Annotated in this window: 27 protein-coding genes and 1 tRNA gene; 10 read left to right on the top strand and 18 right to left on the bottom strand. The window is 65.9% G+C overall.

The window, feature by feature from the left end; all coding sequences use genetic code 11:
- Positions 1 to 111 precede the first annotated feature (111 nt).
- Both IVB31_RS17765 and IVB31_RS17760 read left to right on the top strand, forming a co-directional pair.
- Entirely contained in the window at positions 112 to 417 is a 306-nt protein-coding gene (locus IVB31_RS17765) for a DUF6460 domain-containing protein (protein ID WP_247324568.1), read from the top strand.
- Positions 418 to 502: 85 nt separating this feature from the next.
- Positions 503 to 1828, top strand: a complete 1326-nt coding sequence (locus IVB31_RS17760) for an MATE family efflux transporter (protein ID WP_247324567.1) — start codon at positions 503 to 505, stop codon at positions 1826 to 1828.
- 99 nt (positions 1829 to 1927) lie between these two features.
- On the opposite strand, the gene IVB31_RS17755 is transcribed toward IVB31_RS17760, so the two are convergent.
- Positions 1928 to 3025, bottom strand: a complete 1098-nt coding sequence (locus IVB31_RS17755; RefSeq protein ID WP_247324566.1) for a quinone-dependent dihydroorotate dehydrogenase — start codon at positions 3023 to 3025, stop codon at positions 1928 to 1930.
- A complete protein-coding gene (locus tag IVB31_RS17750; protein WP_247324560.1) occupies positions 3022 to 3366 on the bottom strand; it encodes a DUF952 domain-containing protein in 345 nt (114 codons plus the stop codon). Before IVB31_RS17750 ends, IVB31_RS17755 begins: the two co-directional genes overlap by 4 nt.
- Before the next feature lie 294 nt (positions 3367 to 3660).
- Between IVB31_RS17750 and IVB31_RS17745 the strand changes: the two genes are divergently transcribed.
- Entirely contained in the window at positions 3661 to 4314 is a 654-nt protein-coding gene (locus IVB31_RS17745) for a helix-turn-helix transcriptional regulator (RefSeq protein WP_247324814.1), read from the top strand.
- 171 nt (positions 4315 to 4485) lie between these two features.
- Here IVB31_RS17745 and IVB31_RS17740 read toward each other — a convergent pair whose 3' ends face one another.
- The 5 genes from IVB31_RS17740 to IVB31_RS17720 all read right to left on the bottom strand — a co-directional run bounded on the left by IVB31_RS17740 (position 4486) and on the right by IVB31_RS17720 (position 8853).
- Positions 4486 to 6129 (bottom strand): lysine--tRNA ligase, encoded by a 1644-nt coding sequence (locus IVB31_RS17740; protein ID WP_247324559.1) that lies wholly within the window; start codon positions 6127 to 6129, stop codon positions 4486 to 4488.
- 198 nt (positions 6130 to 6327) lie between these two features.
- Entirely contained in the window at positions 6328 to 7263 is a 936-nt protein-coding gene (locus IVB31_RS17735; RefSeq protein WP_247324811.1) for a transporter substrate-binding domain-containing protein, read from the bottom strand.
- Between the two features lie 127 nt (positions 7264 to 7390).
- Positions 7391 to 7981 (bottom strand): SCO family protein, encoded by a 591-nt coding sequence (locus tag IVB31_RS17730; protein ID WP_247324558.1) that lies wholly within the window; start codon positions 7979 to 7981, stop codon positions 7391 to 7393.
- Positions 7982 to 8005: 24 nt separating this feature from the next.
- Entirely contained in the window at positions 8006 to 8200 is a 195-nt protein-coding gene (locus IVB31_RS17725; RefSeq protein WP_247324557.1) for a hypothetical protein, read from the bottom strand.
- Positions 8201 to 8328: 128 nt separating this feature from the next.
- A complete protein-coding gene (locus IVB31_RS17720; protein WP_247324556.1) occupies positions 8329 to 8853 on the bottom strand; it encodes a hypothetical protein in 525 nt (174 codons plus the stop codon).
- 251 nt (positions 8854 to 9104) lie between these two features.
- Here IVB31_RS17720 and IVB31_RS17715 point away from each other — a divergent pair, with 251 nt between their 5' ends.
- From IVB31_RS17715 to IVB31_RS17700, 4 genes are all read left to right on the top strand, one after another.
- The gene (locus IVB31_RS17715; protein ID WP_247324555.1) at positions 9105 to 10763 is read left to right on the top strand and encodes an FAD-binding dehydrogenase; all 1659 of its coding nucleotides are present in this window, start codon (positions 9105 to 9107) and stop codon (positions 10761 to 10763) included.
- Positions 10764 to 10766: 3 nt separating this feature from the next.
- Positions 10767 to 11687, top strand: coding sequence for a PHB depolymerase family esterase (locus IVB31_RS17710; protein ID WP_247324554.1), 921 nt, complete (start codon positions 10767 to 10769; stop codon positions 11685 to 11687).
- 112 nt (positions 11688 to 11799) lie between these two features.
- A complete protein-coding gene (locus tag IVB31_RS17705; protein WP_007599359.1) occupies positions 11800 to 12150 on the top strand; it encodes a RidA family protein in 351 nt (116 codons plus the stop codon).
- A gap of 111 nt (positions 12151 to 12261) precedes the next feature.
- On the top strand, positions 12262 to 12627 hold the full coding sequence (locus IVB31_RS17700) for a nuclear transport factor 2 family protein (protein WP_247324553.1): 366 nt from the start codon (positions 12262 to 12264) through the stop codon (positions 12625 to 12627).
- A gap of 100 nt (positions 12628 to 12727) precedes the next feature.
- On the opposite strand, the gene IVB31_RS17695 is transcribed toward IVB31_RS17700, so the two are convergent.
- The 11 genes from IVB31_RS17695 to IVB31_RS17645 form a co-directional block, all read right to left on the bottom strand.
- Positions 12728 to 13576, bottom strand: coding sequence for an amidohydrolase family protein (locus tag IVB31_RS17695; protein ID WP_247324552.1), 849 nt, complete (start codon positions 13574 to 13576; stop codon positions 12728 to 12730).
- 3 nt (positions 13577 to 13579) lie between these two features.
- A complete protein-coding gene (locus tag IVB31_RS17690; RefSeq protein ID WP_247324551.1) occupies positions 13580 to 14557 on the bottom strand; it encodes an aldo/keto reductase in 978 nt (325 codons plus the stop codon).
- Positions 14558 to 14691: 134 nt separating this feature from the next.
- Entirely contained in the window at positions 14692 to 15624 is a 933-nt protein-coding gene (locus tag IVB31_RS17685) for a sugar-binding protein (protein WP_247324550.1), read from the bottom strand.
- Between the two features lie 94 nt (positions 15625 to 15718).
- On the bottom strand, positions 15719 to 16801 hold the full coding sequence (locus tag IVB31_RS17680) for an ABC transporter permease (protein ID WP_247324549.1): 1083 nt from the start codon (positions 16799 to 16801) through the stop codon (positions 15719 to 15721).
- A complete protein-coding gene (locus tag IVB31_RS17675; RefSeq protein WP_247324546.1) occupies positions 16801 to 17559 on the bottom strand; it encodes an ATP-binding cassette domain-containing protein in 759 nt (252 codons plus the stop codon). Before IVB31_RS17675 ends, IVB31_RS17680 begins: the two co-directional genes overlap by 1 nt.
- Positions 17560 to 17571: 12 nt before the next feature.
- Positions 17572 to 18894: a xylose isomerase gene (xylA, locus tag IVB31_RS17670; RefSeq protein ID WP_247324545.1), complete on the bottom strand. Its 1323-nt coding sequence runs from the start codon at positions 18892 to 18894 to the stop codon at positions 17572 to 17574.
- Positions 18895 to 20349 carry a xylulokinase gene (gene xylB, locus IVB31_RS17665; RefSeq protein WP_247324543.1) on the bottom strand — a complete coding sequence of 485 codons (1455 nt, stop codon included), beginning with the start codon at positions 20347 to 20349 and terminating at the stop codon, positions 18895 to 18897.
- 83 nt (positions 20350 to 20432) lie between these two features.
- Entirely contained in the window at positions 20433 to 21473 is a 1041-nt protein-coding gene (locus tag IVB31_RS17660; RefSeq protein ID WP_247324541.1) for a LacI family DNA-binding transcriptional regulator, read from the bottom strand.
- Between the two features lie 90 nt (positions 21474 to 21563).
- Positions 21564 to 22028, bottom strand: coding sequence for a GNAT family N-acetyltransferase (locus tag IVB31_RS17655; RefSeq protein ID WP_247324539.1), 465 nt, complete (start codon positions 22026 to 22028; stop codon positions 21564 to 21566).
- Positions 22029 to 22048: 20 nt separating this feature from the next.
- The gene (locus IVB31_RS17650) at positions 22049 to 22630 is read right to left on the bottom strand and encodes an XRE family transcriptional regulator (RefSeq protein ID WP_247324537.1); all 582 of its coding nucleotides are present in this window, start codon (positions 22628 to 22630) and stop codon (positions 22049 to 22051) included.
- A 176-nt stretch (positions 22631 to 22806) separates the two neighbouring features.
- Positions 22807 to 22880 (bottom strand) — tRNA-Gly (locus IVB31_RS17645).
- A 173-nt stretch (positions 22881 to 23053) separates the two neighbouring features.
- Between IVB31_RS17645 and IVB31_RS17640 the strand changes: the two genes are divergently transcribed.
- From IVB31_RS17640 to IVB31_RS17630, 3 genes are read left to right on the top strand one after another with little or no spacing between them, the layout of a single operon-like run.
- Positions 23054 to 23632, top strand: a complete 579-nt coding sequence (locus IVB31_RS17640) for a methylated-DNA--[protein]-cysteine S-methyltransferase (RefSeq protein ID WP_247324535.1) — start codon at positions 23054 to 23056, stop codon at positions 23630 to 23632.
- 9 nt (positions 23633 to 23641) lie between these two features.
- A complete protein-coding gene (locus tag IVB31_RS17635; protein WP_247324534.1) occupies positions 23642 to 24481 on the top strand; it encodes an AraC family transcriptional regulator in 840 nt (279 codons plus the stop codon).
- A 56-nt stretch (positions 24482 to 24537) separates the two neighbouring features.
- Positions 24538 to 24897, top strand: a complete 360-nt coding sequence (locus tag IVB31_RS17630; RefSeq protein WP_247324533.1) for a VOC family protein — start codon at positions 24538 to 24540, stop codon at positions 24895 to 24897.
- The last annotated feature ends 47 nt before the right edge of the window (positions 24898 to 24944 follow it).

The raw sequence follows: 24944 nt of genomic DNA, 5'->3' as shown, positions 1-24944 counted from the left end.
CGCTTGCGCGAATTAAACTCCCGTAAGCCGATTGACGCCGGGATGCGGGTTCCCCATCTGCCTCGCCGTGCCCTATAATGGGGCTCGAATCCGCCCAAGGAGTTTTTTGCGATGGCCCACGACGTCAGAGATTTGCCGGCCGGCCGTACTGACGGCCTGAACCGCTTTCTCGGCGGCTCGCCGCTGGCGGTCGCGTTTCGCCTGGTGCTGCTCTCGATCCTGGTCGGCGTCGTGCTGGCGGCGATCGGCTTCGACCCCTGGAATATCATCAACAGCATCCGGCTCCTGTTCCAGCGCTTGTGGGATCTCGGCTTCGATACCGTGAACTGGCTGTGGCGCTACTTCCTGCTCGGCGCCGTCATCGTGATCCCGATCTGGCTGCTGATGCGCGTTTTCGGCGCGCCGCGCGGCCGCTAAGGCTTTCGGGAGTGCGCGGCCGGCGCAAGCGCGTCATGTCGGCCGCGATGGTGCAATCGGGCGGCTGGTCAGGTAGACGCAGCTGATGCACGCCCCCGTTCATCCCAAGGTCGGCTCCCGCCAGGTGTTCACCATCGCAGGTCCCGCGATGGTCGCGAACCTCACCACGCCGCTGATCGGCGTGGTGTCGACCACGGCGATCGGACGGCTGGACGATGCCGCGCTGCTCGGCGGCGTCGCCATGGCGTCCGTGATCTTCGATTGCCTGTTCTGGCTGTTCGGCTTCCTGCGCATGAGCACGCTCGCCTTCACCGCGCAGGCGCTCGGCGCCGGCGAGACCCGCGAGCTGACCGCGATCGTGGTGCGCGGCTTCATCGTTGCGGGCCTGATCGGCGTCGCCTTGATCATGCTGCGACTGCCGCTGGCCGCCGGGCTGTTCGATCTGATGGGCGGCAGCGAGGGCGTGACGCGCGCCGCCAAAACCTATTTCATGATCCGGATCTGGTCGTCGCCGCTGGCGCTCGCCAATTACGTCATCCTCGGCTGGCTGGTCGGCCAAGCCCGCGCCAATCCAGCGCTCGGGCTCCAAATCGTCATCAATCTCGTCAACATGGTGGCGACGATCCTGCTGGTGCTGGTCTACGAAACCGGCATTGCGGGCGCGGCGGTCGCGGCGCTGCTCTCGGAGACAATCGGTTTTCTGCTCGGCGTGATCGTGTGTCGCCGCTATGCCGACGGCGGTTTCGCCGTGCCCCGCGCAATGCTGTTCGATCGCGCAAAACTGATGCGGCTGCTGGCGGTGAACTCCGACATCCTGATCCGCACCGCGGCACTGATCGCCGTGTTCCTGTTCTTCACCGCCAAGGGCGCGCGCGCCGGCGACGTCACGCTGGCGGCGAACTCGGTTCTCAATAACTTCCTGCTGGTCAGCGCTTTCTTCCTCGACGGTCTCGCCAACGCGGCGCAGCAGCTCTGCGGCCGCACCTTTGGCGCACGCGACGCCAAGGGGTTTGCGGATTCCACCCGGCTTGTGCTGCTATGGGGGCTCGGCTTCGCGCTGGTCGTATCAGTGCTGTTCGCCTTATTCGGGCCGAACCTGATCGATTTCATGACCGCAAGCGAGGCTGTCCGCCGCAGCGCGCGCGAATTCCTGCCGTTCGTCGTGCTCGCGCCCATTCCCGGCGTGTTCGCCTTCGGCTTCGACGGCATCTATATCGGAGCGACCTGGGCGCGCGAGATGCGCAATCTGATGCTGGCCTCGCTCGCGATCTTCCTCGCCGCATGGTGGGCGCTGCAATCGTTCGGCAATGCCGGACTGTGGAGCGCGCTGATTGCCTCCTACGTCGCGCGCGGCGGCTTGCAGGCCGCGCGCTACCCGGCGCAGTTCAGGAAGACGTTTTCGAAATCGTAGAAGAGTCGTAGCCCGGATCGAGCGCAGCGCAATCCGGGGCCTTCGTGCTCGCGGAGAGAATCCTGGATTGCGCTGCGCTCGATCCGGGCTACGGGTGACCTACATCCCCGGCCAGTCTTCCGCCGTGAGCGTCGCCGCATCGGCGCCGACGATTTCCGACAGCGAATCCCGGCCCGTGCGCAGCAACGTCGAGCTGAGGTCGCGCTTGATCTCGTCGACCAGGCCGAGGCCTTTGTAGACCAGCGACGAATAGAGCTGGATCAGGCTCGCGCCGGCGCGGATTTTCGTCAGCGCCGCGCCACCCGAGTCCACGCCGCCAACGCCGATCAGGGGGAAGGCGCCCTCGACGCGCACATAGGTCTCGGCGACCATGCGCGTCGACAGGCGGAACAGCGGCCGGCCGGACAGGCCGCCCTGCTCCTTGGCGCGCGTCGCCTCGCGCAGCGTGCTCGGGCGCGCGATCGTCGTGTTCGACACGATCATGCCGTCGACTTTGCGCGAGCGCGCGACCTGCACGACGTCGTCGAGCTGGGCGAGGCTCAAATCCGGCGCGATCTTGAGCAGCACCGGCGTATCGCCGGCCTTCTGCCGCACCCGCTCGCGCGCATCGATCACGCGCGCCAGGAGCTCGTCGAGCAGCGCGCCTTCCTGCAAATTGCGCAGGCCCGGCGTGTTCGGCGAGGAGACGTTGACGGTGAAGTAGCTCGCTACCGGCGCAAAGGTCTCGATCAGCTTGACGTAGTCATTGACGCGATCCGGCGAGTCCTTGTTGGCGCCGACATTGACGCCGACGATGCCGCCATGCTGCGCGCGCGCCGCGAGCCGACGCAACGCGACCTCCGCGCCGTCATTGTTGAAGCCCATGCGGTTGATGACCGCCTCGTCGCGCTCCAGACGAAACAGCCGCGGCCGCGGATTGCCGCTCTGAGGCTTCGGCGTCACCGAGCCGATCTCGACGAAGCCGAAGCCCAGCCGCAGCAGCGCATCCGGCACTTCGGCGCTCTTGTCGAACCCCGCGGCCATGCCGATCGGATTGGAAAAGTTGAGCCCGAACGCCCGCACCGCGAGCTTGGGATCGTCGGGCCGCGGCTTGACCGGCGGCAGGAAGCGCAGGCCCTGGATCGCCAGGCGATGGGCATCCTCTGGATCGAGCCAGCGCAGCACCGGCAGCGAGAGAGCGTCGAAAGCGCGGATCACGGGGCAAGCTCCGGGACATCGTGGCCGCCGTCGGAGCGCATGTTGAGGTTCGTCACCGCAATCACCGCGCCGAGATCGAGCTCGCCATAGAGATGCGGAAACAGCTCGTCATTGCGCGAACGCTCCCAGCGCAAGCCCGCTCCCAGCGCCTCGTCGTCGACTTCGACCAGGAACAGCGCGCGCTGGCCGAAATAATGCTTTCGCAAGGTCTCCGGAACCTGGGAGGCGGTCGAAAAATGGATGAAACCGTCGCGGGTGTCGTCCGCGCTGCCCCGATAGACGCCCTGCCGTTCCGCCTCGCGCCAGGCCGAGGCCGGACAGATTTTGTAGATCTTGACCACCGCTACCGCAGCCCTGTTTGCCCGTTGAGTCTTTTGGGTTTTTTCGTCTCGAACGGGTCTTCAAAACCCGGCGCGACCGTAATGGCCGCCCCCTCCGAACTCAAGACTTAGAGCCATTTCCGCTCCGATGAAATCGGAGCGGGGCTCTAAATTCTTGTTTTGACGCGTTTTCTTCACGCGAACCGGGCATCCCCTTCGCTTGAAAACGCTTTCCTCGCCACCCCTTGCGCGAAAAACGGAAAACCGGTTGATTTGAGGATAGTTTTCCTGAGTTGCGACGGGCTGGACCTTTCCATGGTCAGGCAGGCCAAAGCGCAGAGGATGCTGACACACGACCAGATCTGGGTCGCACTGGATCGGCTGGCCGCGCGCGCTGGCCTATCGCCGTCCGGCCTCGCCAAACGCGCCGAGCTCGACCCCACCACCTTCAACAGGTCCAAGCGCGTCACCCCCGACGGACGCGAGCGCTGGCCCTCGACCGAATCGATCGCGAAAGCGCTGGCGGCGGCAGATTCGTCGATCGACATTTTTGCCAGGCTGGTCGGCGACGAGACAGGCGACGGCCGCGCGGTGCCGCTGCTCGGCTTCCCGCTGGCGGGCGCGAGCGGCGCGTTCGACGAGTCCGGCTTTCCTATCGGCAAGGGCTGGAGCGAATTTGCGCTTCCCACCGCAGAGGACAGCCACGGCTTCGCGCTTCAGATTTCCGGCGACGCGCTGCAGCCCGCCTATCGCGACGGCGACGTCATCCTGGTCTCACCCGGCGCGCCGATCCGCAAAGGCGATCGCGTGGTGGTGAAGACCAGAGCGGGCGAAGTGACGGTGGCGACGCTGACGCGCCGCACGGCAAAGGCGCTGGAGTTGCAGCCGCTCGCTGCCTCACAGGCTGGCCGCACGATGGCGGCGGGCGAGGTGGCGTGGATCGCAAGGATCGTGTGGGCGAGCCAGTGAGGGCGCCGCGCTCTCAGTGTCGTCCCGGCGAAGGCCGGGACCCATAACCACAGGGAGAAGTTTGGCGCGAAGTGAGAACTCCGAGTCCCCGTAACCACTTCCGACGGTGGCTATGGGTCCCGGCCTTCGCCGGGACGACGATGCGGAAATATCACGCTGTTACAGCGCGCCTCACGCACTCCGCGCCAGCGCGCCGTCGATCATGTTCACCGCGTTCTGCACGCCATACACCGCGACGAAGGAGCCGAAGCGCGGGCCTTTCTCCTGGCCGAGCAGCACCTGGTAGAGCATGTTGAACCAGTCGAGCGTGACGCCGGGACGGCCGTCCTTGCCCTTCTTGACCTGGTCGAGGAACGGCTCGCGGCGGCCGATCTCGTAGACGACGTTCTGGATCTCTTCGGCGGAGGCCTCCTGCGGCAGCTGCGACAGCGCATCGCGCAGATCCTGCAGCGCCGCGCGCTCGGTCTCGGTGGGTTCACGGAACGTCTTTGTCGGCGCCACGAAGTCGCGGTAATAGTTGATGGCATAGCCGACCATTGCGTCGAGCTTGGGATGCGTCTGCGGCGACACGCCGGGACGGTAGCGGCCAATGAAACCCCACAGCGTCTCGGCATTCTCCGCATTCGACGACGACACCAGCGTCAGCAGGAGTTGGAACGTGACGGGCATATCGACCTTCGGCGGATGGCCGGAGTGGACATGCCAGACCGGATTGCCGAGCTGCTGCTTGGCGTCCTGCTTCGCAAAGCCGTCGATGAACTGCTGGTAGTCGTCGACGTTGCGCGGGATGACGTCGAAATACAGCCGCTTGGCCGCCTTCGGCTCGCGATACATGAACAGCGACAGCGATTCCGGCGAGGCGTAGCGCAGCCATTCGTCGATGGTCAGGCCGTTGCCTTTCGACTTCGAGATCTTCTGGCCCTTGTCATCGAGGAAGAGCTCGTAGTTAAAACCTTCCGGCGGCGTGGCGCCGAGCGCCTTCGCGATCGCGCCGGAGAGCTTGACCGAGTCGATCAGATCCTTGCCGGCCATCTCGTAGTCGACGCCGAGCGCGACCCAGCGCATCGCCCAGTCGGCCTTCCACTGACACTTGACGTTGCCGCCGGTCACAGGCGTCTCGACCTCCTGGTTGGTGTCAGGGTCGACATAGGTCACCGTGCCGGCGGTGACGTCGCGGCGGATCATCGGCACCTGCAGCACGATACCCGTCGTCTTGCTGATCGGCAGGAACGGCGAATAGGTGGCGCGGCGATCGGGGCCGAGCGTCGGCAGGATGATCGCCATCACCTTGTCGTAGGCCGCGAGCATCTTGAGCAGCGTCGCGTCGAACCGGCCGGACGTATAATAGTCGGTCGAGCTCGCGAACTCGTAGTCGAAGCCGAAATGATCGAGGAAGGCGCGCAGGCGCGCATTGTTGTGGTGACCGAACGACGGGTACTCGTTGGAGAACGGGTCCGGCACCCGCGTCAGCGGCTTGCCGAGATGCGCGGCCAGCATCTCCTTGTTGGGGACGTTGTCGGGCACTTTCCGAAACCCGTCCATGTCGTCGGAGAACGCGAGCAGGCGCGTCCTGATCTTGTTTTCGGTCAGCACATGGAAGGCATGCCGCACCATCGAAGTGCGCGCGACCTCGCCGAAGGTGCCGATATGCGGCAGGCCGGACGGGCCATAGCCCGTCTCGAACAGCACCTCGTCCTTCGGACTTTTCTTCAGCCGTGCGACAATGGCCTTCGCCTGCTCGAACGGCCAGGCGTTGGATTGTTCGGCGAGCGCACGCAGATCGCTCGAGTTCGCGGCAAGATCGATAACGGACATTGAGGGGCCTCCGGGCCGCGGAAAATAGCGATTTCCGGGCAGAATGCAATTTTGTGGGGTGGTGTCAGACCCTCACCCTGAGGAGCGCGCTCTTCGCGCGCGTCTCGAAGGGCGAGGCCACCAGCGGGGCCTTCATCCTTCGAGACGCTTGCTGCACAAGCTCCTCAGGATGAGGGAATTGAGGGCGGCGCGCGCAGCTTAAAACGGGCTCACCGAAAAATACCGCAGCCACAGATCCGTGTAGCGGCCTTTCTCCCAGACGCGGAACAGGGCCCAGTTCAAGGCCTGGCGCAGCACGTCGTTGCCCTTGCGCACGGCGATGCCGATGCCCTCGCCGAAAAAACGGCTCTCGACGAAGGGGCCGCCGGAGAAGGCGCAGCAATCGCCCGAATCGGAGCCGTTGATCCAGAACGCGAGCGAGATGGCGTCGGCGAAGATGAAATCGACCTCGCCCTTGCGTAGAGCGCTCCGCACCGCGTCGTCATTGGGATAGGCGTGCAGTTCGGCGTCGGTGAACATCGCCTTGAGATAGGCTTCATGCGCGGAGCCGGCGATGACGCCGACCTTTTTGCCCTCGAGATATTCGGGACGAATTTCCGGCATCACCGCATCCTTGCGCGAGGCGAAGCGCGCCGGCACGCGGTAATAGGGATCGCTGAAATCGACACGGGCGCGGAGCTGCGGGCTCACCGCCATCGAGGCGATGATGGCATCACCCCGGTTGGAGGCGAGCGCGTCCACCAGCGTCTCGAAGCGGCGCATCTGCACGGTGCAGGTGACCTTGATCTCCTCGCACAGCGCGCGGGCGAGATCGACGTTGAAGCCGGCCGGATTGCCGTCGGCGCCGGTATAGTTGAACGGCGGATAGTCGGTCTCGGTCAGGAAGCGGATCACGGTCAGGCGCGACAGATCCGGCCGCTCCGGCCGCCGCCGCGGGTCCCAGAAGCCGGGCACGGCCTGAGGGGCAGCCTGCGGCGCGACCTGCGGCGTCGCTTGCGGGGCTGCTGGAGGCTGCTTGGCCGGGGCCTGAGCCTTTGCGGAGGTCAGGCCTGCGAGCAGGCAGACGCCGACGATCAGCCCGGCCAGCAAGCCACGGGCAGATTTGGACGATTTCGCCTGTTGCGATGGAGCCATCGGCCGGAAATGAACGAATGTCATTGGGATCGGAGGGCGTTATAGACCATCCCGCCCGGAACGCGAGCGCCGATTATGGCCACGGTGAAGGTGCGCTCCCCCCTCCCGCTTGCAGGAGCGGTAAACCTCAGAGATACCGCTTCAGCTCCGCCGCCGCCTCTTCCGGGCTCCGCTTCATGTTGAACGGCGAGACGAAGCGGCCATCGCGGTCCATCAGGTAGATCAGCGCGGTGTGGTCCATCGTGTAGTCGCCGTCCTTGGTTGGGACCTTCTTGGCATAGACCCGGTAGGCGGTGATCACCTTAGCGGTCTCGGCGGGATCGCCGGAGAGCCCCTCGAGATGCGGGTCGAAGCTCGACAGATAATCCTTCATCGCGGCCTGCGTATCGCGCTCCGGATCGACCGAGATGAAGACGGCATTGACCTTGTCCGCCTCCTTGCCCAGCGCGCGCAGCACTTCCGAGATCTCGAACAGCGAGGTCGGGCAGACGTCGGGACAATGGGTGTAGCCGAAGAAGATCAGGGTCGGCTTGCCCTTCAGGTTCTTGTCGGTGACGGCCTTGCCGTTCTGGTCGGTGAGCTGGAATGGGCCGCCGATTGCGGCGGGCTGCGCCACCTTGCTGATCCCGCCCATGGTCCAGAACACGATCAGAAGCCCAAGGACGAGGCTTGCGGCGAAGGCGGTCGCGATCACCAGCGGACGGGCGGTGGAGCTCATGAGGGGACAACTTCCTGTCGCGGGTCAGAAGCAGGCGGCAAAGCCGGTCCTGATCATTTCGAAGAACATCTGGGTGCCGTAATGGAACCACAGCGCCAGCGCGCCGATCACGGCGAGGCCACCCATCACCGCACCGGCGAACAGCAGCACAAACGGTGTCCGGCCGGCAGTGGGCGAATTGTCCTGTAACGGACGGGTGGTGTGCAGCGGTTGAGCCATAACAACGATCGGGGCAACGCTCGGGGCGAAGGCCCCGGTTCCCTGGCTTTCAAATAGGCTTTAGCCCGCCGACGGGCAAGCGCCGCGGGCGGACCAAAGATCAGACCAAAGATCAGTCTTGGACGGTCTCAGTGAAGCAGCTGGCCCCGAGCGGACTCCAGCTCTTCCGCTTTCGGGGAAGGGCGCGGCGCGGCGGGCTTGTTGGTGGAGGCCTGCGCGTCCAGGTAGCAGGGCTTGTACATGGCCTGGAGCTGCCTGCCCTTCAGGAACAGCATATGCGGGGTGAGGCCGCCGCGCTGGTTGATCCAGCGCTTCACCTGCGAGGGATACATCGCATAGAGCATCTGGGTCGCTTCGGAATTGGTGACGGCGCGGCCGTTGCTGCCGAAATCCCAGGCGGCGTGGAAGCCCAGCGTCGCATGCGAGGTGACGCAGATCCGGTCGCGTGGGATGGCGCCAAGGACGATGGTGCAGGCCGAGGCGCAGAGGCCGTCGATGATGACGGTGTCCCCGGACTGGCGCAGGTCCTGGTATTTGTCGACATAGGTCCCGATCCGGCCGCCGCGGTCATCCGCGATCCGGACCACCGCCTGAGAAGCCCCCATGCTCGCGATCAGGACAACCGCCGCGAGCAACCCCGTCAGAACCTTCATTATCCCCCGCCCCAGTCGAATTCGAATCTGTGTGTCAGGTGGTGATGCACGCCTAGCGTCTGTCGTAACCGAGGTTTTGTCTAGGCATGCCGGCTCGCTCAAAACAAATTCAAATCCAGTGTTGCGTCCGCGCTGCACTCAGGTCCGCTTCAATCCCAAAGTGGAACAAGTTAACGAACTCTTATGCGCCAAGCCCTTGATCTCAGTTGCAACCGCTGGCTTCAATCCCGGGCAACTACAGGGGGGAACTCATGACTGAGCAGGCGGACGTCATTGTTGTCGGCGCAGGCCTATCGGGCCTCGTGGCCGCGACCGAGATCGCGGACGCGGGCAAGCGCGTGCTCGTGGTCGATCAGGAAGGTGAGCAGTCGCTCGGCGGCCAGGCGTTCTGGTCGTTCGGCGGATTATTCCTGGTCGATTCGCCGGAGCAGCGCCGGCTCGGCATCAAGGACTGCTTCGAGCTTGCGATGCAGGACTGGCTCGGCACCGCCGGCTTCGACCGCGACGAGGATTTCTGGCCGCGTCAATGGGCCGAGGCCTATGTGGCATTCGCGGCGGGCGAGAAGCGCGACTGGCTGCGCGCGATGGGCCATCGCATCTTTCCCGTGGTCGGATGGGCCGAGCGCGGCGGCTATGACGCGATGGGCCACGGCAATTCGGTGCCGCGCTTTCATGTCACCTGGGGCACCGGGCCCGGCATCGTCGAGCCGTTCGAGCGCCGCGCGCGCGAGGCGATGAAGAGCGGCCGGCTGAGCTTCAGGTTCCGCCATCGTGTCGACGCGCTGTCGATCACCAATGGCACGGTGGACGGCGTCAGCGGCGTCATTCTCGCCGCCGACAATGTCGAGCGCGGCAAGAGCTCGTCGCGCAACGTCGTCGGCGAGTTTGCGCTGAAGGCGCCGGCCGTGATCGTGGCGTCCGGCGGCATCGGCGGCAATCACGAGCTGGTGCGGCAGAACTGGCCGAAGCGGCTCGGTGCGCCGCCGAAATTCATGATCTCCGGCGTGCCCGAGCATGTCGACGGCCGCATGATCGGCATCACCGAGAAGACTGGCGCGCGGCTGATCAACCGCGACCGCATGTGGCATTATGTCGAAGGCATCCAGAACTGGTCACCGATCTGGCCGCGCCATGGCATCCGCATCCTGCCCGGCCCCTCCTCGATGTGGTTCGACGCCACGGGCACGCGATTGCCGGCTCCGCTCTTCCCCGGCTCCGACACGCTCGGCCAGCTCCAATACATCGTGTCCACGGGGTATGATCATTCCTGGTTCATCCTCACCCAGAGCATCATCAAGAAGGAGTTTGCGCTGTCGGGATCGGAGCAGAACCCCGACCTCACCGGCAAGAGCTGGCGCATGACCTTGCGCCGCGCCATCAACAAGGGCGCGCCGGCGCCGGTGGAAGCGTTCAAAAGCCACGGTGTCGACTTCATCGTGCGCGACAAGATCGAGGATCTCGTCGCCGCCATGAACAAGCTTGCCGGCAGCGACCTCCTCAAGCTCGAGCACATCAGGATGCAGATCGAGGCGCGCGACCGCGAGATCGCCAACCCTTACGTCAAGGACGCGCAGGTGATGAACATCCACAATGCGCGGCGCTATATCGGCGACAGGCTGATCCGCACCGCCTCCCCGCACCGCATCCTCGATCCCGCGCAGGGGCCGCTGATCGCGGTCAAGCTCAACATCCTTACCCGCAAGACGCTGGGCGGTTTCGAGACCGATCTGAACTCGCGCGTGTTCGGCGCGGAGGGCAGCGTCATTCCCGGCCTCTATGCGGTCGGCGAAGCCGCCGGCTTCGGCGGCGGCGGCGTGCACGGCTATCGCTCGCTGGAAGGCACCTTCCTCGGCGGCTGCCTGTTCTCGGGCCGCAATGCGGGCCGCGCCGCGGCGAAGGCGGTGGGCTAGACCATGCGGCGGCGGTGGATGCGCATCGCGGCGTTGGTTGCGGCATCGGCCGCAGCCTCGGCTGCGTCCGCCGACTCGGTCGACGTCGACGGCGTGAAGCGGTCCTACACCGCGCAACTGCCGGCGAAGCGGCTCGTGCCGCTCGTGGTCGTGCTGCATGGCAAGACCCAGCGCGGTGCCGACATGATTGCGCGGACGGCGTGGCCGCAGGTCGCAAAGCGCGAAGGCTTTGCCGTGGTCTTTCCGGATGGCCTCAACCACGCCTGGGCCGATGCGAGGACCAAGGCGGGACCTGAGCTGCGTGGACCACCCGTTGGCACCGATGACGTCGCGTTTATCGCAGAGCTCATCACAAAGCTGGTGGCCGACGGCACGGCCGATCCGAAGCGCGTTTATGTCGCCGGCATCTCCAATGGCGGTGCGATGGCGATGACGCTCGTTTGCGCCCGCGCCGATCTGTTTGCGGCGGGCGCGAGCGTGATCATGAATCTCACCGATGAGGCCGCGGTCACCTGCCATCCGTCACGGCCGCTGCCGATGCTGCTCATGAACGGCACGGCCGACCCGCTGATTCCCTACGAGGGTGGACGCGGATCGAGCTATTTTGCCGCAGACGGGTTCTGGTCGACCGAGGAGACGCTGGCCTTCTGGCGCAAGCTCAATGGCTGCGAGACTGACGACGCCAGCGTGACTGACATGCCTGACCGGGCGCCCGCCGACCAATCCACGGTCACACGGATCACCTCGCGCTGTCCCAAAGGCCACGACGTCGTACTCTATCGCATCAACCAGGGCGGCCACCGCACGCCGGGATTTGCTCCGGACGCCCGCTTCCCAAAGCTTGCAACCAGCCTGCTGGGACCGCAGAACGGCGATATCGACGGCGCGGAGACGATCTGGACATTTTTCAGTCAGTTTCCGTAAGGAGCGCATGCACCGCCGGTGACGCATGCGTCAACGGCGGTGCATGCGTGCCTGGGGTGGCACGGAGCAAGCCGCTACGCTAGACAGGGCCGCCATTCAAAGGAGATCCCCAATGAGCATTCAGCGTCTTGAAACCGGCCCGCGCATGAGCCAGGTCGTCGTGCACGGCAACACCGTCTATCTCGCCGGTGTCGTCGCCAACAACGCCGCCGGCGAAAGCGTGACCAAGCAGACCCAGGACATCCTGGCGACCATCGACAGCCATCTCGCCAAGGCCGGCACCGACAAGTCGAAACTGCTCTCGGCCACGATCTACATCACCGACATGAAGACGTTCGGCGAGATGAACGCGGTGTGGGACGCCTGGGTCTCGCCCGGCAACACCCCGGCGCGCGCCACCGTCGAAGCCAAGCTCGCAGCGGCGCAATACACCGTCGAGATCATGGTCACCGCGGCGAAATAAATTCGCAAGAAATTCACGCGCGTTGATGACCTCCGAGGTAATCGATCAGCGCGCGTGAACCTTCGATAGTCAGGTCAGCCGGACAACACGGCGCCATCGAAGGAGCACCCCATGACCGACCCCATCACCGTCGCCCGCCGCTACATCGATCTCTGGAACGAGCGCGCCACCGGCCGCCGTCGCGAACTGCTCAGCGAGACCTGGACGTTGGATGCGAGCTATGTCGATCCCCTGATGAAGGGCGACGGCCATGACGGCGTCGACGCGCTGATCGCCGGCGTGCAGCAGCGCTTTCCGGACTTCCAGTTCAAGCTGATCGGCGAGCCCAACGGCTACGGCGACCATGTCCGTTTCAGCTGGGGCCTCGGTCCCGATGGTGTCGACAGTCCGATCAAGGGGACGGATTTTGCCGTGCTGAAGGACGGCCGCATCAGGAGCGTGACGGGATTTCTGGATCAGGTGCCCGCGAGCGCGTGAGGGGGCGAGCGCGCGCCCTCACGCGCGGTCGTCGTCCCGGCCCCCGTGCGCAATTGCGCACTAGGCCGGGACGACACCTGGGGTTTGGGGCGAGCGTTGCTTAGGCAGTTGGCAATCGATACGCAGCCTTCGCATTCAGACCAAACGCCTCCTCCCGCACATTCGCGCCGAGCCGCACCAAACACGCCTCCAGCGCCCCCTTGATCTCCCCGTAACTCCCGGCGAGCAGACACACCGGCCAGTCCGAGCCGAAGATCAATCGATCCTCACCAAAGCATCGCGCGGCGTGCGCGACGAACGGAAACAGCCTTTCCGTATCCCAATCGCTCCACACCGCTTCCGTCGCCAGCCCCGAGATCTTGCACCAGACGTTGCCGCACGCGGCGAGCGCAGCAATGCGATCGGACCATTCGTTGCTGCCGCCATCTGCGATCGGCGGCTTCGCGGCGTGGTCGAGCACGAAGCGCGCCTGCGGGAAGGCCCGCGCGGTTGCGATCGCGGCCGGCAGCTCTCGGCTGCGGACGAGGAAATCGTAGGCGAGATCGTGCGCGAACAATGCCGTGAGGCCACGCTGGACGTCCTCGCGCAGCAACCAATCCGGGTCGGCCTCGTCATGGACCTGGTGGCGGATGCCGACCAGCTTGTCGCCGCCGGGCTTAGCGCGCAGCCGGTTCAGCGTGTCGCCAAGTGCAGCGTCGGTCAGATCGGCCCAGCCGACGACGCCAACGACAAATGGGTTTTCGTGCGCGATCCGCAAAAACTCCTCGGTCTCTTCCAGCGCAGAGCGGCATTGCACGACGATGCTCGCGTCGACGCCGTTCGCTTTCAAGAGCGGTGCAAGATCGGCTGGACCGAAAGCGCGGCGGAGCGGCGCAAGTTCGGGCGCGTCCATCCAGGGATAATCGGCGCGCGCCGGGTCCCAGAAATGCTGATGGGCGTCGATGACCATGCCTTACGCTCCGCCCGGCAATGGCGCACGCGCATCGACCAGATTTCGCGCACGCAGCTCCTGCCAGAACGCCGCCGGCACCGCCATCTCCGACATCGCGATGTTGTCGGCAACTTCCGTGGCGTTGCGCGCGCCCATCACGGCGACAGTGACGGCCGGATGGGCCATGCAGAACTGCAGCGCTGCGGCCTTCAGCTCGGTACCGTGCTTGCGGCAGAGCTCGTCGAGCGCGAGCGCGCGGTCGACGAGTGCCGCATCGGCGTCCTGATAATCGAACTTCGCGCCCGTGTGCGGATTGGCCAAAATTCCGCTGTTGTAGATGCCGCCGAGCAGGATGCCGATGCCCCTCTCCCGGCAGACCGGAAACAGCGCATCCAGCGCGCCCTGGTCGAGCAGCGTGTAGCGGCCGGCGAGCAGGAAGCAATCGACCGGCACGGCTTGCGCAAAACGAACCAGCATTTCCGACTGGTTCATGCCGGCGCCTATCGCCTTGACCGTGCCGTCGTCGCGCAGACGCCGGAGCGCGCGGAAGGCGCCGGCGACGGCTTCGTCATAGTGATCGTCTGGATCATGCACCAGCAGGACATCGACGCGGTCGAGCCCAAGGCGCGCCAGGCTCTCCTCCACCGAACGCATCACGCCGTCATAGGAGAAGTCGAACATCGGCCGCTCGCGCGGCGCGCCCTTGTAGTGCTCGTCCTCGGCGGCAGCGCCATCGGGCGCGCGCAGCAGACGGCCGACCTTGGTCGAGATGGCGTAGGAGTCACGCGGACGTTGCCGCAGGAATGCGCCCAGCCGCCGTTCCGCGAGGCCAAAGCCGTAGAGCGGCGCGGTGTCGAAGAAGCGGATTCCGAGCGACCAGGCGCTGGCGATGGTGGCTTCCGCGTCGGCATCGCTGACGGGGGTAAACAATCCGCCGAGCGGGGCGGAACCGAGGCCCAGTGAGGTAACGTCGAGAGGGCCGAGCCGCGAGCGTTTCATTCCCATTGCCTTCCAACAGTCTTTTTGGAAGTCTCGCTTCCGCAAGTCTCGCTTGCAACAGCCAAAATCATCTCTCCCGCTTGCGAAAGCCGCAAGCGGGAGAGGACCGCAGGAGCGCGGGGCTGGGGACGCTCCTACTTCAACATCTGCGCAACGTTGTCCTTGGTCACGAGATCGAGGCCGGTGTAGACGATCTCAGGCACCTTCTCGCCCTTCTTGATGGCAAGCAGCGTGTCCATCGCCTTCTCGCCCATCTCGAACGGACGCTGGCCGACCAGCGCGTTGGCATAACCGTCGCGCAGCAGCTCGAGCTGCATCTTGAGCGTATCGGCGACGACCAGCGTGAACTTTCCGGAATCGATGTCCTTCTTGCTCCTCGAGGCAAAGGCCTTGAAGCCTTCGGGGGCAAACATCGGCCAGCCGCCGATGGGAACAATGGCCGCGAGGTCGGGCGTTGCGGTGCGCATGTCGGTCATCTGCTGGACCGCCAGCGCGGGATCGTCGTTGCAGAACGTCGGCGAGCCCGCGACCTCGGTCCATTTCGAACCCTTCAGCGCCTCGCGCACGCCGTCGACGCGCTCGGCCAGGTTCTTGGCACCGGGACCGCCCGAGACCATGGCGTATTTGCCGCCGTCGGGCCGCATCTTCACGAGCTGCTTGCCGAGCGCGACGCCGAACTCCTTGTTGTTGGTGCCGATATAGGCGATCCGCTTGGAGCCGGGTGCATCGGCATCGAAGGTGATGACGGGGATGCCGGCTGCGGTCGCCGCCTCGATTGTCTTGGTCATGGCCGCGACGTCCGCGACCGATATCGCGAGGCCGTCGACCTTCTGGGTGACGAAGTCCTGGATGATCTGCGCCTGCGTCGCCGGCTCGTGCTCGACCGGACCCTTGTAGATGCACTCGATATTGCCGAGCTCCTTGGCACGCTTCAGGCAGCCGTCGCGCGCGAAGTCGAAGAACGGATTGTTCATCGCCTTGGGCACGATCACGAAACGGTAGTTCGCGGCAAACGCCGGCGTCGCCATCATCGCCACCGCGATGCCGGCAAGAAGAAGTTTCCTCATCGTCTCCTCCACCCTTCTCTGGCGCCCATCCTCTTTGAAACGTCCGGGAAGCGGACAGGCGACATTTTCGTTGCCCTCCCGGAACGACGTCACCTCAAATCATCCGCGAGCGGATGCGGTCGACCAGCACGGCCAGAATGATGATCACGCCCACAAGGGTCTGCTGCCAATAGGAGCTGACCTGGGCCAGCACGAGGCCGTTGCGGATCACTTCCAGCAGCACGCAGCCGACGATAGCCCCGAGCGGACCGCCGATGCCGCCGGCCAAATTGGCACCGCCGATGACCGCAGCCGCGATCACGTTGAGCTCGTAGGACGTCGCCATGTTGGCGGGCGCCGATCCGAGCCAGCCGGAGATGATGATGCCCTGGAGCCCTGCGGCGAGCGCGCAGATCACGTAGACCTCGATCTTCACCCGTACCACCGGGATGCCGGTGAGCTCGGCCGCCTTCTCGTTGCCGCCGAGCGCGAACACGTGGCGGCCGAACGCGCTGTGGTGCAGCATCACGGCCATCGCCACCGCGAGGACCACGAGGTAGATGAAGGGCACGGGCACGCCGAGCACGTCACCCGAGGTAAGTGCGTAGAAATAATCCGCATCCGGCCCACCAGGGAAACTGCCGCGCCCGTTGGAGACGACATAGCCGAGCCCGCGCACGATCGAGAGCATGCCGAGCGTGGTGACGAAGGGCGACAGGCCGAGCACCGCGATGCAGAAGCCGTTGACGAGGCCGGCGAGCAGTGCCACGCCGAGGCCGGCGAGGAGCGAGACCAGCAGGATCAGGCCGGGGACATTGGCGAGCACGGTCTTGCCGTCGGCCGCCATGTGCACGAACAGGGAGCCCGCGGGCGAGCCGGGCGCCGACAGCTCGGTCATCACCATCGAGGTGATCATGGCGGAGAAGCACATCATCGAGCCGACCGACAGGTCGATGCCGCCGGTGATGATCACGAAGGTGACGCCGAGGGTGGCGATGGCGATGAAGGAGAAATTCTTCGCCACATTCTGCATGTTGCCTTCGGTGAAGAAGTAGGGGCTGGCGAAATGCATGACCACCAGCAGCACCGCCAGCGCGAGCAGGACATAGCCGGTCTGCGACGCGAAGATGCCGCGCTGCCACCATCTGATCCGGCCGACATTGGTGAAGCTGATCGGAGATTCCAAGGGCATGGCCATCACGCCGCCTCCTTCGCGCCGGTGATCAGGGCGGTGACTTCCTCGGGCGAGGTCTGGTGGATCGACTTGTCGGCCCGCTTCTCGCCGCGGCGCATGACGATCACGCGGTCGCACACCGCGAACACGTCGGGCATACGGTGCGAGATCAGCATCACGGCAACGCCCTGCTCCTTCAGCCGGTGGATCAGGCCGAGCACCTGCTCGACCTGACGCACCGAGATCGCAGCGGTCGGCTCGTCCATCATCACCAGCCGCGCGTTGGAGAGCCGCGTCCGCGCGATCGCGACCGCCTGGCGCTGTCCGCCCGACATCTGCTTGACGAGATCATCGGGCCGCGTCTCCGATCGCAGCTCGCCGAACAGCTCCAGCGCACGCGCCGCCATCGCCTTGTGGTCGAGCAGCGCGAGTGGGCCGAATTTGCGCTTCAGCTCGCGGCCGAGGAAGACGTTGGCCGCCGCCGTGAGATTGTCGGCGAGCGCGAGGTCCTGATAGACAACCTCGATGCCGACGCCGCGCGCATCGACGGGCCGGTTGAAATGCACCGCGCTGCCGGCGAAGCGGATTTCGCCTTGGCTGGGGCGGAAATTGCCGGCGATGATCTTGACCAGCGTCGACTTGCCTGCGCCGTTGTCGCCCATCAGGCCGACCACCTCGCCGGGGAGGACCTGCATGTCGACGCCGTGCAGCGCGCGGATTGCGCCGAACTCCTTGCCGATGCCGGTCAGCTCGAGAACCGGTGTCGCTTCAGTACTTGTCATCAGCGGCCTTCCTCAGACGTAACGGTTGACCAGGGATTCCAGATATTCCTGCCGGCCCGAGCGCGGCTGCGGGTCGAAGCCGGGACTGAGCGCGCGGTCGGCGAGATCGGCGAGCGAGCGCTGGCCGCCGAGAATTTCGCGGCCCTCGGGCCCGGCCCATCCCTCGTAGCGTTTGGCGAGCGGCGCAGTGAGCGCGCCGGCGTCGAGCATGTCCGCAGCGGCGAGGAAGGCGCGCGCGCAAGCGTCCATCGATCCGACATGGGCGTGGATCAGATCGTCGGGATCGATCGACTGGCGGCGGATCTTGGCGTCGAAATTCAGCCCGCCCGAAGTGAAGCCGCCGCGGTTCAGGATCTCGTGGAACACCAGCGCCAGCTCCGGCACGTTCATCGCGAACTGGTCGGTGTCCCAGCCGAGCAGATCGTCGCCGCGGTTGACGTCGAGCGAGCCGAAGACACCGAGCGCCTCGGCGAGCGCGACCTCGTGGTGGAAGGAGTGGCCGGCCAGGATCGCGTGATTCTGCTCGATATTGAGCTTGACGTCGTTGAGCAGATCATAGCGCGCGAGGAAGCCGTAGCAGGTGGCGACGTCGAAATCATACTGATGCTTGGTCGGCTCCTTTGGCTTCGGCTCGATCAGGATCGGGCCCTTGAAGCCTATTTTGTGCTTGTGCTCGACGACGAGCGAGATGAAGCGGCCGAGCTGGTCGAGCTCGCGCTTGAGATCGGTGTTGAGCAGCGTCTCGTAGCCCTCGCGCCCGCCCCAGAGCACGTAGTTCTGGCCGCCGAGCCGGTGCGTCACCTCCAGCGCGGCGCGGACCTGGCCGGCGGCATAGGTGAAGATGTCGGGGTCCGGGTTGGTGGCGGCGCCCGCCATGTAGCGGCGATGCGTGAACAGATTGGCGGTGCCCCAGAGCAGGCGCACCTTGGCGGAGGCCATCTTCGCTTCGAACAAATCGGCGATGGCATTGAGGTTGGCGACGGACTCGCTGAGTGAAGCGCCTTCCGGCGCCGCATCGACGTCGTGGAAGGTAAAGAAGGGCACGTCGAGCAGGCGGAACAGCTCGAAGGCGACATCGGCCTTGGCGCGCGCCTGCGCCATCGCATCGGTGCCGTGATGCCAGGGACGCAGAAAGGTCTCGCCGCCGAAGGGATCGCCGCCCGGCCAGCACAACGAATGCCAGTAACAGACCGCAAAGCGCAAATGGTCCTCCAGCCTGCGGCCATGGACGAGGCGGTCCTTGTCGTACCAGCGGAAGGCGGGCGTGTTCCCCGCATCCTTGCCGGCGAAGGCGACTGGCGCGCTTGCATCGAAGAATTTCACTGACGCGTTCACTTAAGCACACTCCTTCAACGCGGGATAAAGTTCGCGCCAGCGGCGATAGGCCTCGTCGTAGGCTGCAGTGACGGATGGCCGAGGCGTAAAGCTCGCGAGCCGCCGCGGACGGGTGCAAACCGCAGCCGCGTCTTCGCCGGTGGCGGCGAGCCGGCCGAGTCTGGAGGCGCCGAGCGCCGCCCCGACCTCGCCTTCCTCGACGCGGTGGACGGGAATGCCGAGCACATCGGCGCAGATCTGCGCCCACAGCGGCGAGCGCGAACCGCCGCCGACGAGATCGAGCTCGGCAAGCGGCCCGCTGGCCGCGCTCAGCGCCGCGAGATTGTCGCGCGCGGCGAAGGCGACGCCTTCCAGCACGGCCTGCACGATCTGGGAGCGCCCGGCCGCACTGCGCAAGCCGACGAAGGCGCCGCTGGCGGCGGCATCGTTGTGCGGCGTGCGCTCGCCGTCGAGATAGGGGAGGAATTTGACCGGGCTCGGTCCGTGGACACGATCGCCGAGCGGCGCCAGCAGCGCGGCGGCCGGAACCTCCATCACGCCCGCAAGCCAGGCCAGCGAAGCCGCGGCCGACAGCATCACGCCCATCTGATGCCAGCGCCCGGGCAGCGCGTGACAGAACGCATGCACCGCGGAAGCCGGCGCCGGTGCAAACCGATCGGTGACGCGGAACACCACGCCGGATGTGCCGAGCGACAGGAAGGCATCGCCCGGTGCGATTGCGCCGAGCCCAATCGCGCTCGCGGCATTGTCGCCGGCGCCCCCGGCGACCACGACATCCCGAGCCATGCCCCAGCGCTGCGCGTAGTCCGGCGCGAGCATCGCGCTGACCTCGCTGCCTTCGACCAGGCGCGGCATCTGATTCAGATCGAGCCCCGTCGCATCCAGCAGCAGCGCGGACCAGCGGCGCAGGCCGACGTCGAGCCACAGCGTGCCGGCGGCATCGGACATGTCCTCGACCATCTCGCCGGTCAGGCGATAGCGCACATACGCCTTCGGCAGCAGCACCTTTGCGATGCGCGCGAAAATGTCGGGCTCGTGCCTGGCGACCCAGAGTAGCTTTGGCGCGGTGAAGCCGGGCATTGCCAGATTGCCTGATATCGCGTGCAGCGATGGGCAGCGCCGCTCCAGCTCGCCGCATTCGGCGTGCGAGCGGCCATCGTTCCAGAGGATCGCGGGCCGCAGCGGCCGTCCGTCCGCATCCAGCAGCGTCGCGCCATGCATCTGGCCGGATAGCCCGATGCCGCGTACCTGCGCGACCTCGCGCGGATAGCGGGCGGCGAGATCGTCGACCGCGCCGACCGCGGCAGCGACCCAGCCATCCGGATCCTGCTCGGACCACAGCGGCGCGGGATGCGACAGCGCAAGCTCGCGCGCCGCCGTCGCGACAATCGCGCCGGTTTCGCTCACGAGCACGGCTTTCACACCTGATGTGCCGATGTCCAGTCCGAGATACACGCCGTCCTCCCTTTGGCCTGTTGCGGTGCGCGAGCTCAGAGTCGCCTTTGCCCGCAACGGGTCGTTTCGAATCCACCGTGCGCTTAAGGCAGATTGTCCCGCATCACGATGTCGATCCTGATCTTCTCCTGTTCGCGCAAGATCGGCTCACCACGGGCGAGCGCGAGCAGCACGCGCACGGCGGCGCGCGCCTCATGTCCGGGGTTCTGCGAGATCGCGGCATCCATCACGCCCTGCAACAGCAGCCGGCGCGTCAGCGCGGTGACGTCGTGCCCGACGAACACCACCTGCTTGTCGCGGCCGGCATCGCTCAACGCGGTGGCGACGCCCTGCGTGCCGGCGCCGACGTTATAAAGGCCGACAATGTCGGCATGCCTGCTCAATAGCCGCGCCAGCACCTGTTCGGAGCGCGCGTCCTCGTCGCGGCCTTCCAGCACCGGCAGCACGCTGAGGCCGGCGAATTCAGACGCCATCACCTGGTTGAAGCCAAAAATGCGTTCGGCATGGTCGCGCAGACCCCGCGAGCCCGCGACGATCGCAACCTTGCCCGGCTTTTGTCCGACCAGTCGCCCGACCAGCGCGCCGGCGGTGCGCCCGGCCGCAATATTGTCGATGCCGACATAATGATGCCGCCGCGACGACGGCACGTCCGAGACCAGCGTCACGACCTTGGTGCCGGCATCGACGAGATCGTCGATGGCGGCGCGGACGCCGGGATGGTCCAGCGCCACCATTGCGATGCCGTCGTAATCGTCCGACAGCCCCTCCAGCGTGCCTGCGAGCACGGACGGATCGAACACGTCGGTCGCAACCATCTCGACGCTGAGCCGGCGGGACGACAGCCAGGCCGACATCTCGCCGAGATAGTCCTCGATCTGCTGCATGAACGGATTCGGTCCCGACGGCATCACGAAGGCGAAGCGGCGGGCGCGGCCGCGGGCGAGCTCCGCGGCAGCGACGTGCGGCTGGAACGAATTGCGCTCAATCGCCTCCCTGACGCGCCGGACCGTATCCGGTCGCACGCCCGGACGATTGTGCAGAACGCGGTCGACCGTCGCGAGGCTGACACCCGCCTGACGGGCGATGTCCTTCAGCGTCAGCGCGGCGGTGAGGGTCTCGGCCATGGCTGAAGGCTAGCAGAGGTGTTTTGAGGTGCGCAACTCATTTTGAGGGATGCGGGGTTATTTTCGAATCTCTGTTCCATCAGAGCCTCCTTAGCCGCCCGTCAGGTCGAGCGTCAGGAACAGGCTGTTGGGGTCCTCGACATAGCCCTCGAACGGACCGCAGAGGACGAAGCCATGGGCTTGGTAGAGCGCATGGGCAGGCTTGAAATAGTCCCAGGAGCCCGTCTCAAGGCTGAGTCGCGTCATCTCGCGGGCGCGGGCCTGCGTGATGATGTGGCGGAGCATCTCACCGCCAAAGCCGCGCCGGCGCGTGGTCTGGAGCGTGTGCATCGACTTCACCTCGCCGTGCGCGGACGAGAGCGTCTTCAGCGCGCCGACGGCCACCAGCGTCTCGCCGTCCCAACCGGTCCAGAACGCGATGTCGGGAGCGCGCAGCCCGGAGAGATCGAGCGCATGGGCGCTGCCCAGCGCGGTCTGCGCCCGCGCAGCCGTCACGTGATGATCGAGCAGCGCGATGACGCGCGGATCAAAGGTGTCGCCAATGCGGATCTGCATGGTCGGGCCTCGCTTCGCTTTCACATCTTCCCGTAGGAGGCGCCGCGGCGCGTGATGATGACATAGCGCGCATCCTGCTTGGTCTCGTTCTCGAAGATCACCGCGCGCATCACGTCGAAATCCAGACAGTCGCCCTCGCGCAGGCGCACCGCCTTGGCGTCGATGTGCACGGCAATCGCGCCCTCCAGCATCAGGAGCTGCTGGGTGAAGGCGTTGCGGCCCCACGGGCTGTACGGCACCCGCGCGCCGGCCGGCAGGTCGACGACGATGATCTCGAGGCCGCTCGCCGCATCCGTGGGCGAAGCGTGGCGGCGCCGATAGCCGCTGTCGGGATCGCGCCAGTGCGGCTGGTCGGCCAACCGCACCAGCCGCTCCGGCGGCTTCTCGGCCAGCGCGACGACATCGCTGAGCGACACGTCGAGCGCCGCGCAAAGCTTTCCCAGCAGCGCAGCCGTCGCACTGCTCTGCGCCCGCTCCACCCGCCCGATCATGGCGCGGCTGACGCCGGACCGGCCAGCGAGCTCGTTCAAGGTCATGCCCGCCTGCGTCCGCAGCGTCTTCAAGCGGCGACCGATGGCGCGATCGAGTTTTTGCTGGTCCATGGCTTTGTCCAAGCGTTGCCCGGCGTAGGGATCACCGCCGCCGCCGGGCGAGATGAGCTTAAGGCGAGGGACGGTGCGTGCCGGGGGCGCGAGGCTAATATATTAGAAACTTGGCGCGATGGGTGATCGGCGCGCGTGCACTCGTCAGGTCGGCTCGAATGGAAATTTCGGGAAGATGGAGCGGGCGAAGGGAATCGAACCCTCGTATGCAGCTTGGGAAGCTGCCGTTCTACCATTGAACTACGCCCGCGGATGCGCTGCCTGCGCGCTCCTGATTAGCCGAGACGGCGCCGCCCGCCAAGCGCTTTGGCGCGCCCGGCCGGACGCTTCTTTAACGTTTCGATAAGATTCCAGGTGCGCCGGATTGTGGCGGTGTTATGATCTCGTGTCTGGGGAGAGACGTGCACTGAGTGGGGCGTGTGCATGGTGGGGCGTGGCTATTCGATATTCGACACGACCATAGGGCGCTGCGGCATCATCTGGAGCAGCACCGGCGTGGTCGCCGTGCAATTGCCGGAGGCGCGGGAGATCGACACCCGCCGCCGGATTTTCCAGGTCCATCCCGAGGCGCGCGAGCAGCGGCCATCCGAGAACGCCGAGCTTGCGATCGAGGGTATCGTGGGCTTGCTGCAAGGCCACGATCCTGATTTTTCCGAGGTCAGTCTGGACGCCAGCGCGGTGCCCGGCTTCAACCGGCGGGTCTATGAGGCGGCCTGCACGATTCCGCGCGGCGAGACGCGCACCTATCACGAGATCGCCAAGGCGCTGGGCGCCTCCGGCGCCGCGTATTCGGTGGCGCAGGCGATCGTCAAGAATCCCTACATGCTGATCGTGCCCTGCCACCGGGTGCTGGAGGCGGGCAATTACACCGACCGGCTCTCGCCCTATGGCGGGGTGATCTCCAAGCGGCGGCTGCTGTCGCTCGAGGGGGCTCATCCCGTCGCCAGCAAGACGCTGTTCGAGGTGCTGCTGCCCGTTGCCCCACCCCGCGCACCTACCTAGATAGGCGGCATGGATGCAACCACGCTGCTGACGACCCCATCGATGACGGTCTCCGAATTTCGCTGCGATGCGGGACCGGACGACGCGCCGTTTGCGGAGTGCCGAACCGGCTATTCCATGGCCTATGTCCGCGCGGGCAGTTTCGGCTGTCAGTGCCGCGCCGGCTTCTTCGAGCTGGTGGCGGGCTCGATGCTGGTCGGCGCGCCGGGCGCGGAATACACCTGCACGCATGAGCATGTCTCTGGCGACGTCTGCCTGTGCTTTTTCCTCGGCGAGGATCTGGTCGACGCCCTCGGGGGACGTCGCGACATCTGGCATGTCGGCGCGACGCCGCCGCTGCCCGAGCTGATGGTGCTGGGCGAGCTCGCCCAGACGGCGGCAGATGGCAACAGTGACCTCGGTCTCGACGAGGTCGGTCAGATGCTCGCCGGGCGCTTCGTCGATGTCGTCTCGGGCAAGGCGCGCAAGTCGACGACGCCGACTGCACGCGACCGACGCCGCGCGGTGGAAGCCGCGCTGTGGATCGACGAGAACTCGCATGCCGAGGTCGACCTCGAACAGGCGGCGCGGCAGGCGGGCCTCAGCCCGTTCCATTTCCTGCGGCAGTTCTCGGCGGTGCTCGGCGTCACCCCGCATCAATACCTCGTCCGCTCACGCCTGCGGCATGCGGCACGCCTGCTCACCGAGGACGACATCGCGGTCACCAACATCGCCTATGACGTCGGTTTCGGCGACCTCTCCAACTTCGTCCGCACCTTCCGCCGCGCCGCCGGCGTCTCGCCGACAAAGTTCCGGCAGGCTTCGAAGGGGAAGCGCAAGATTCTCCAAGAGCAGTTCGCCCTCAACTGACTAGGTTCGTCTCCGGCGCGCGCCGTTTGCGGCGCGCTTTGGAAATGGAGACGACCATGTACGACCATATCGGGCTGCGCGTTGCCGACCTCGACGCCGCCACGCGCTTCTACACTGCGGTGCTGGCACCGCTCGGTTACGTCCTGTGCTCCAGCGGCGACGGCTATGCCGGCTTCGGGCCGAAGGGCGAACCGGCGCTGTGGCTGCACCTGAACAAGGGACGGAAGGCCGACGGGGCGCATATCGCCTTTCGCGCCAGGGATCATGACGCGGTCAAGGCGTTCCACAGCGAGGGCCTGAAGAGCGGCGGCCGCGACAATGGCGGCGCCGGCCCGCGCAAGGATTACAGCCCGACCTATTACGCGGCATTTTTGATCGATCCTGACGGCAACAATGTCGAGGCGGTTTGCACGTGAGCGCGGCAGCCCTCACTCCACAAACGCCGTCATGCCCCGGCTTGACC

The organism is Bradyrhizobium sp. 21 (genome assembly GCF_023073335.1).
Taxonomy (GTDB): Bacteria; Pseudomonadota; Alphaproteobacteria; order Rhizobiales; family Xanthobacteraceae; genus Bradyrhizobium.
The sequence above is the reverse complement of the archived record's forward strand: the minus strand, read 5'-3'. Positions and strand labels throughout refer to the sequence as shown.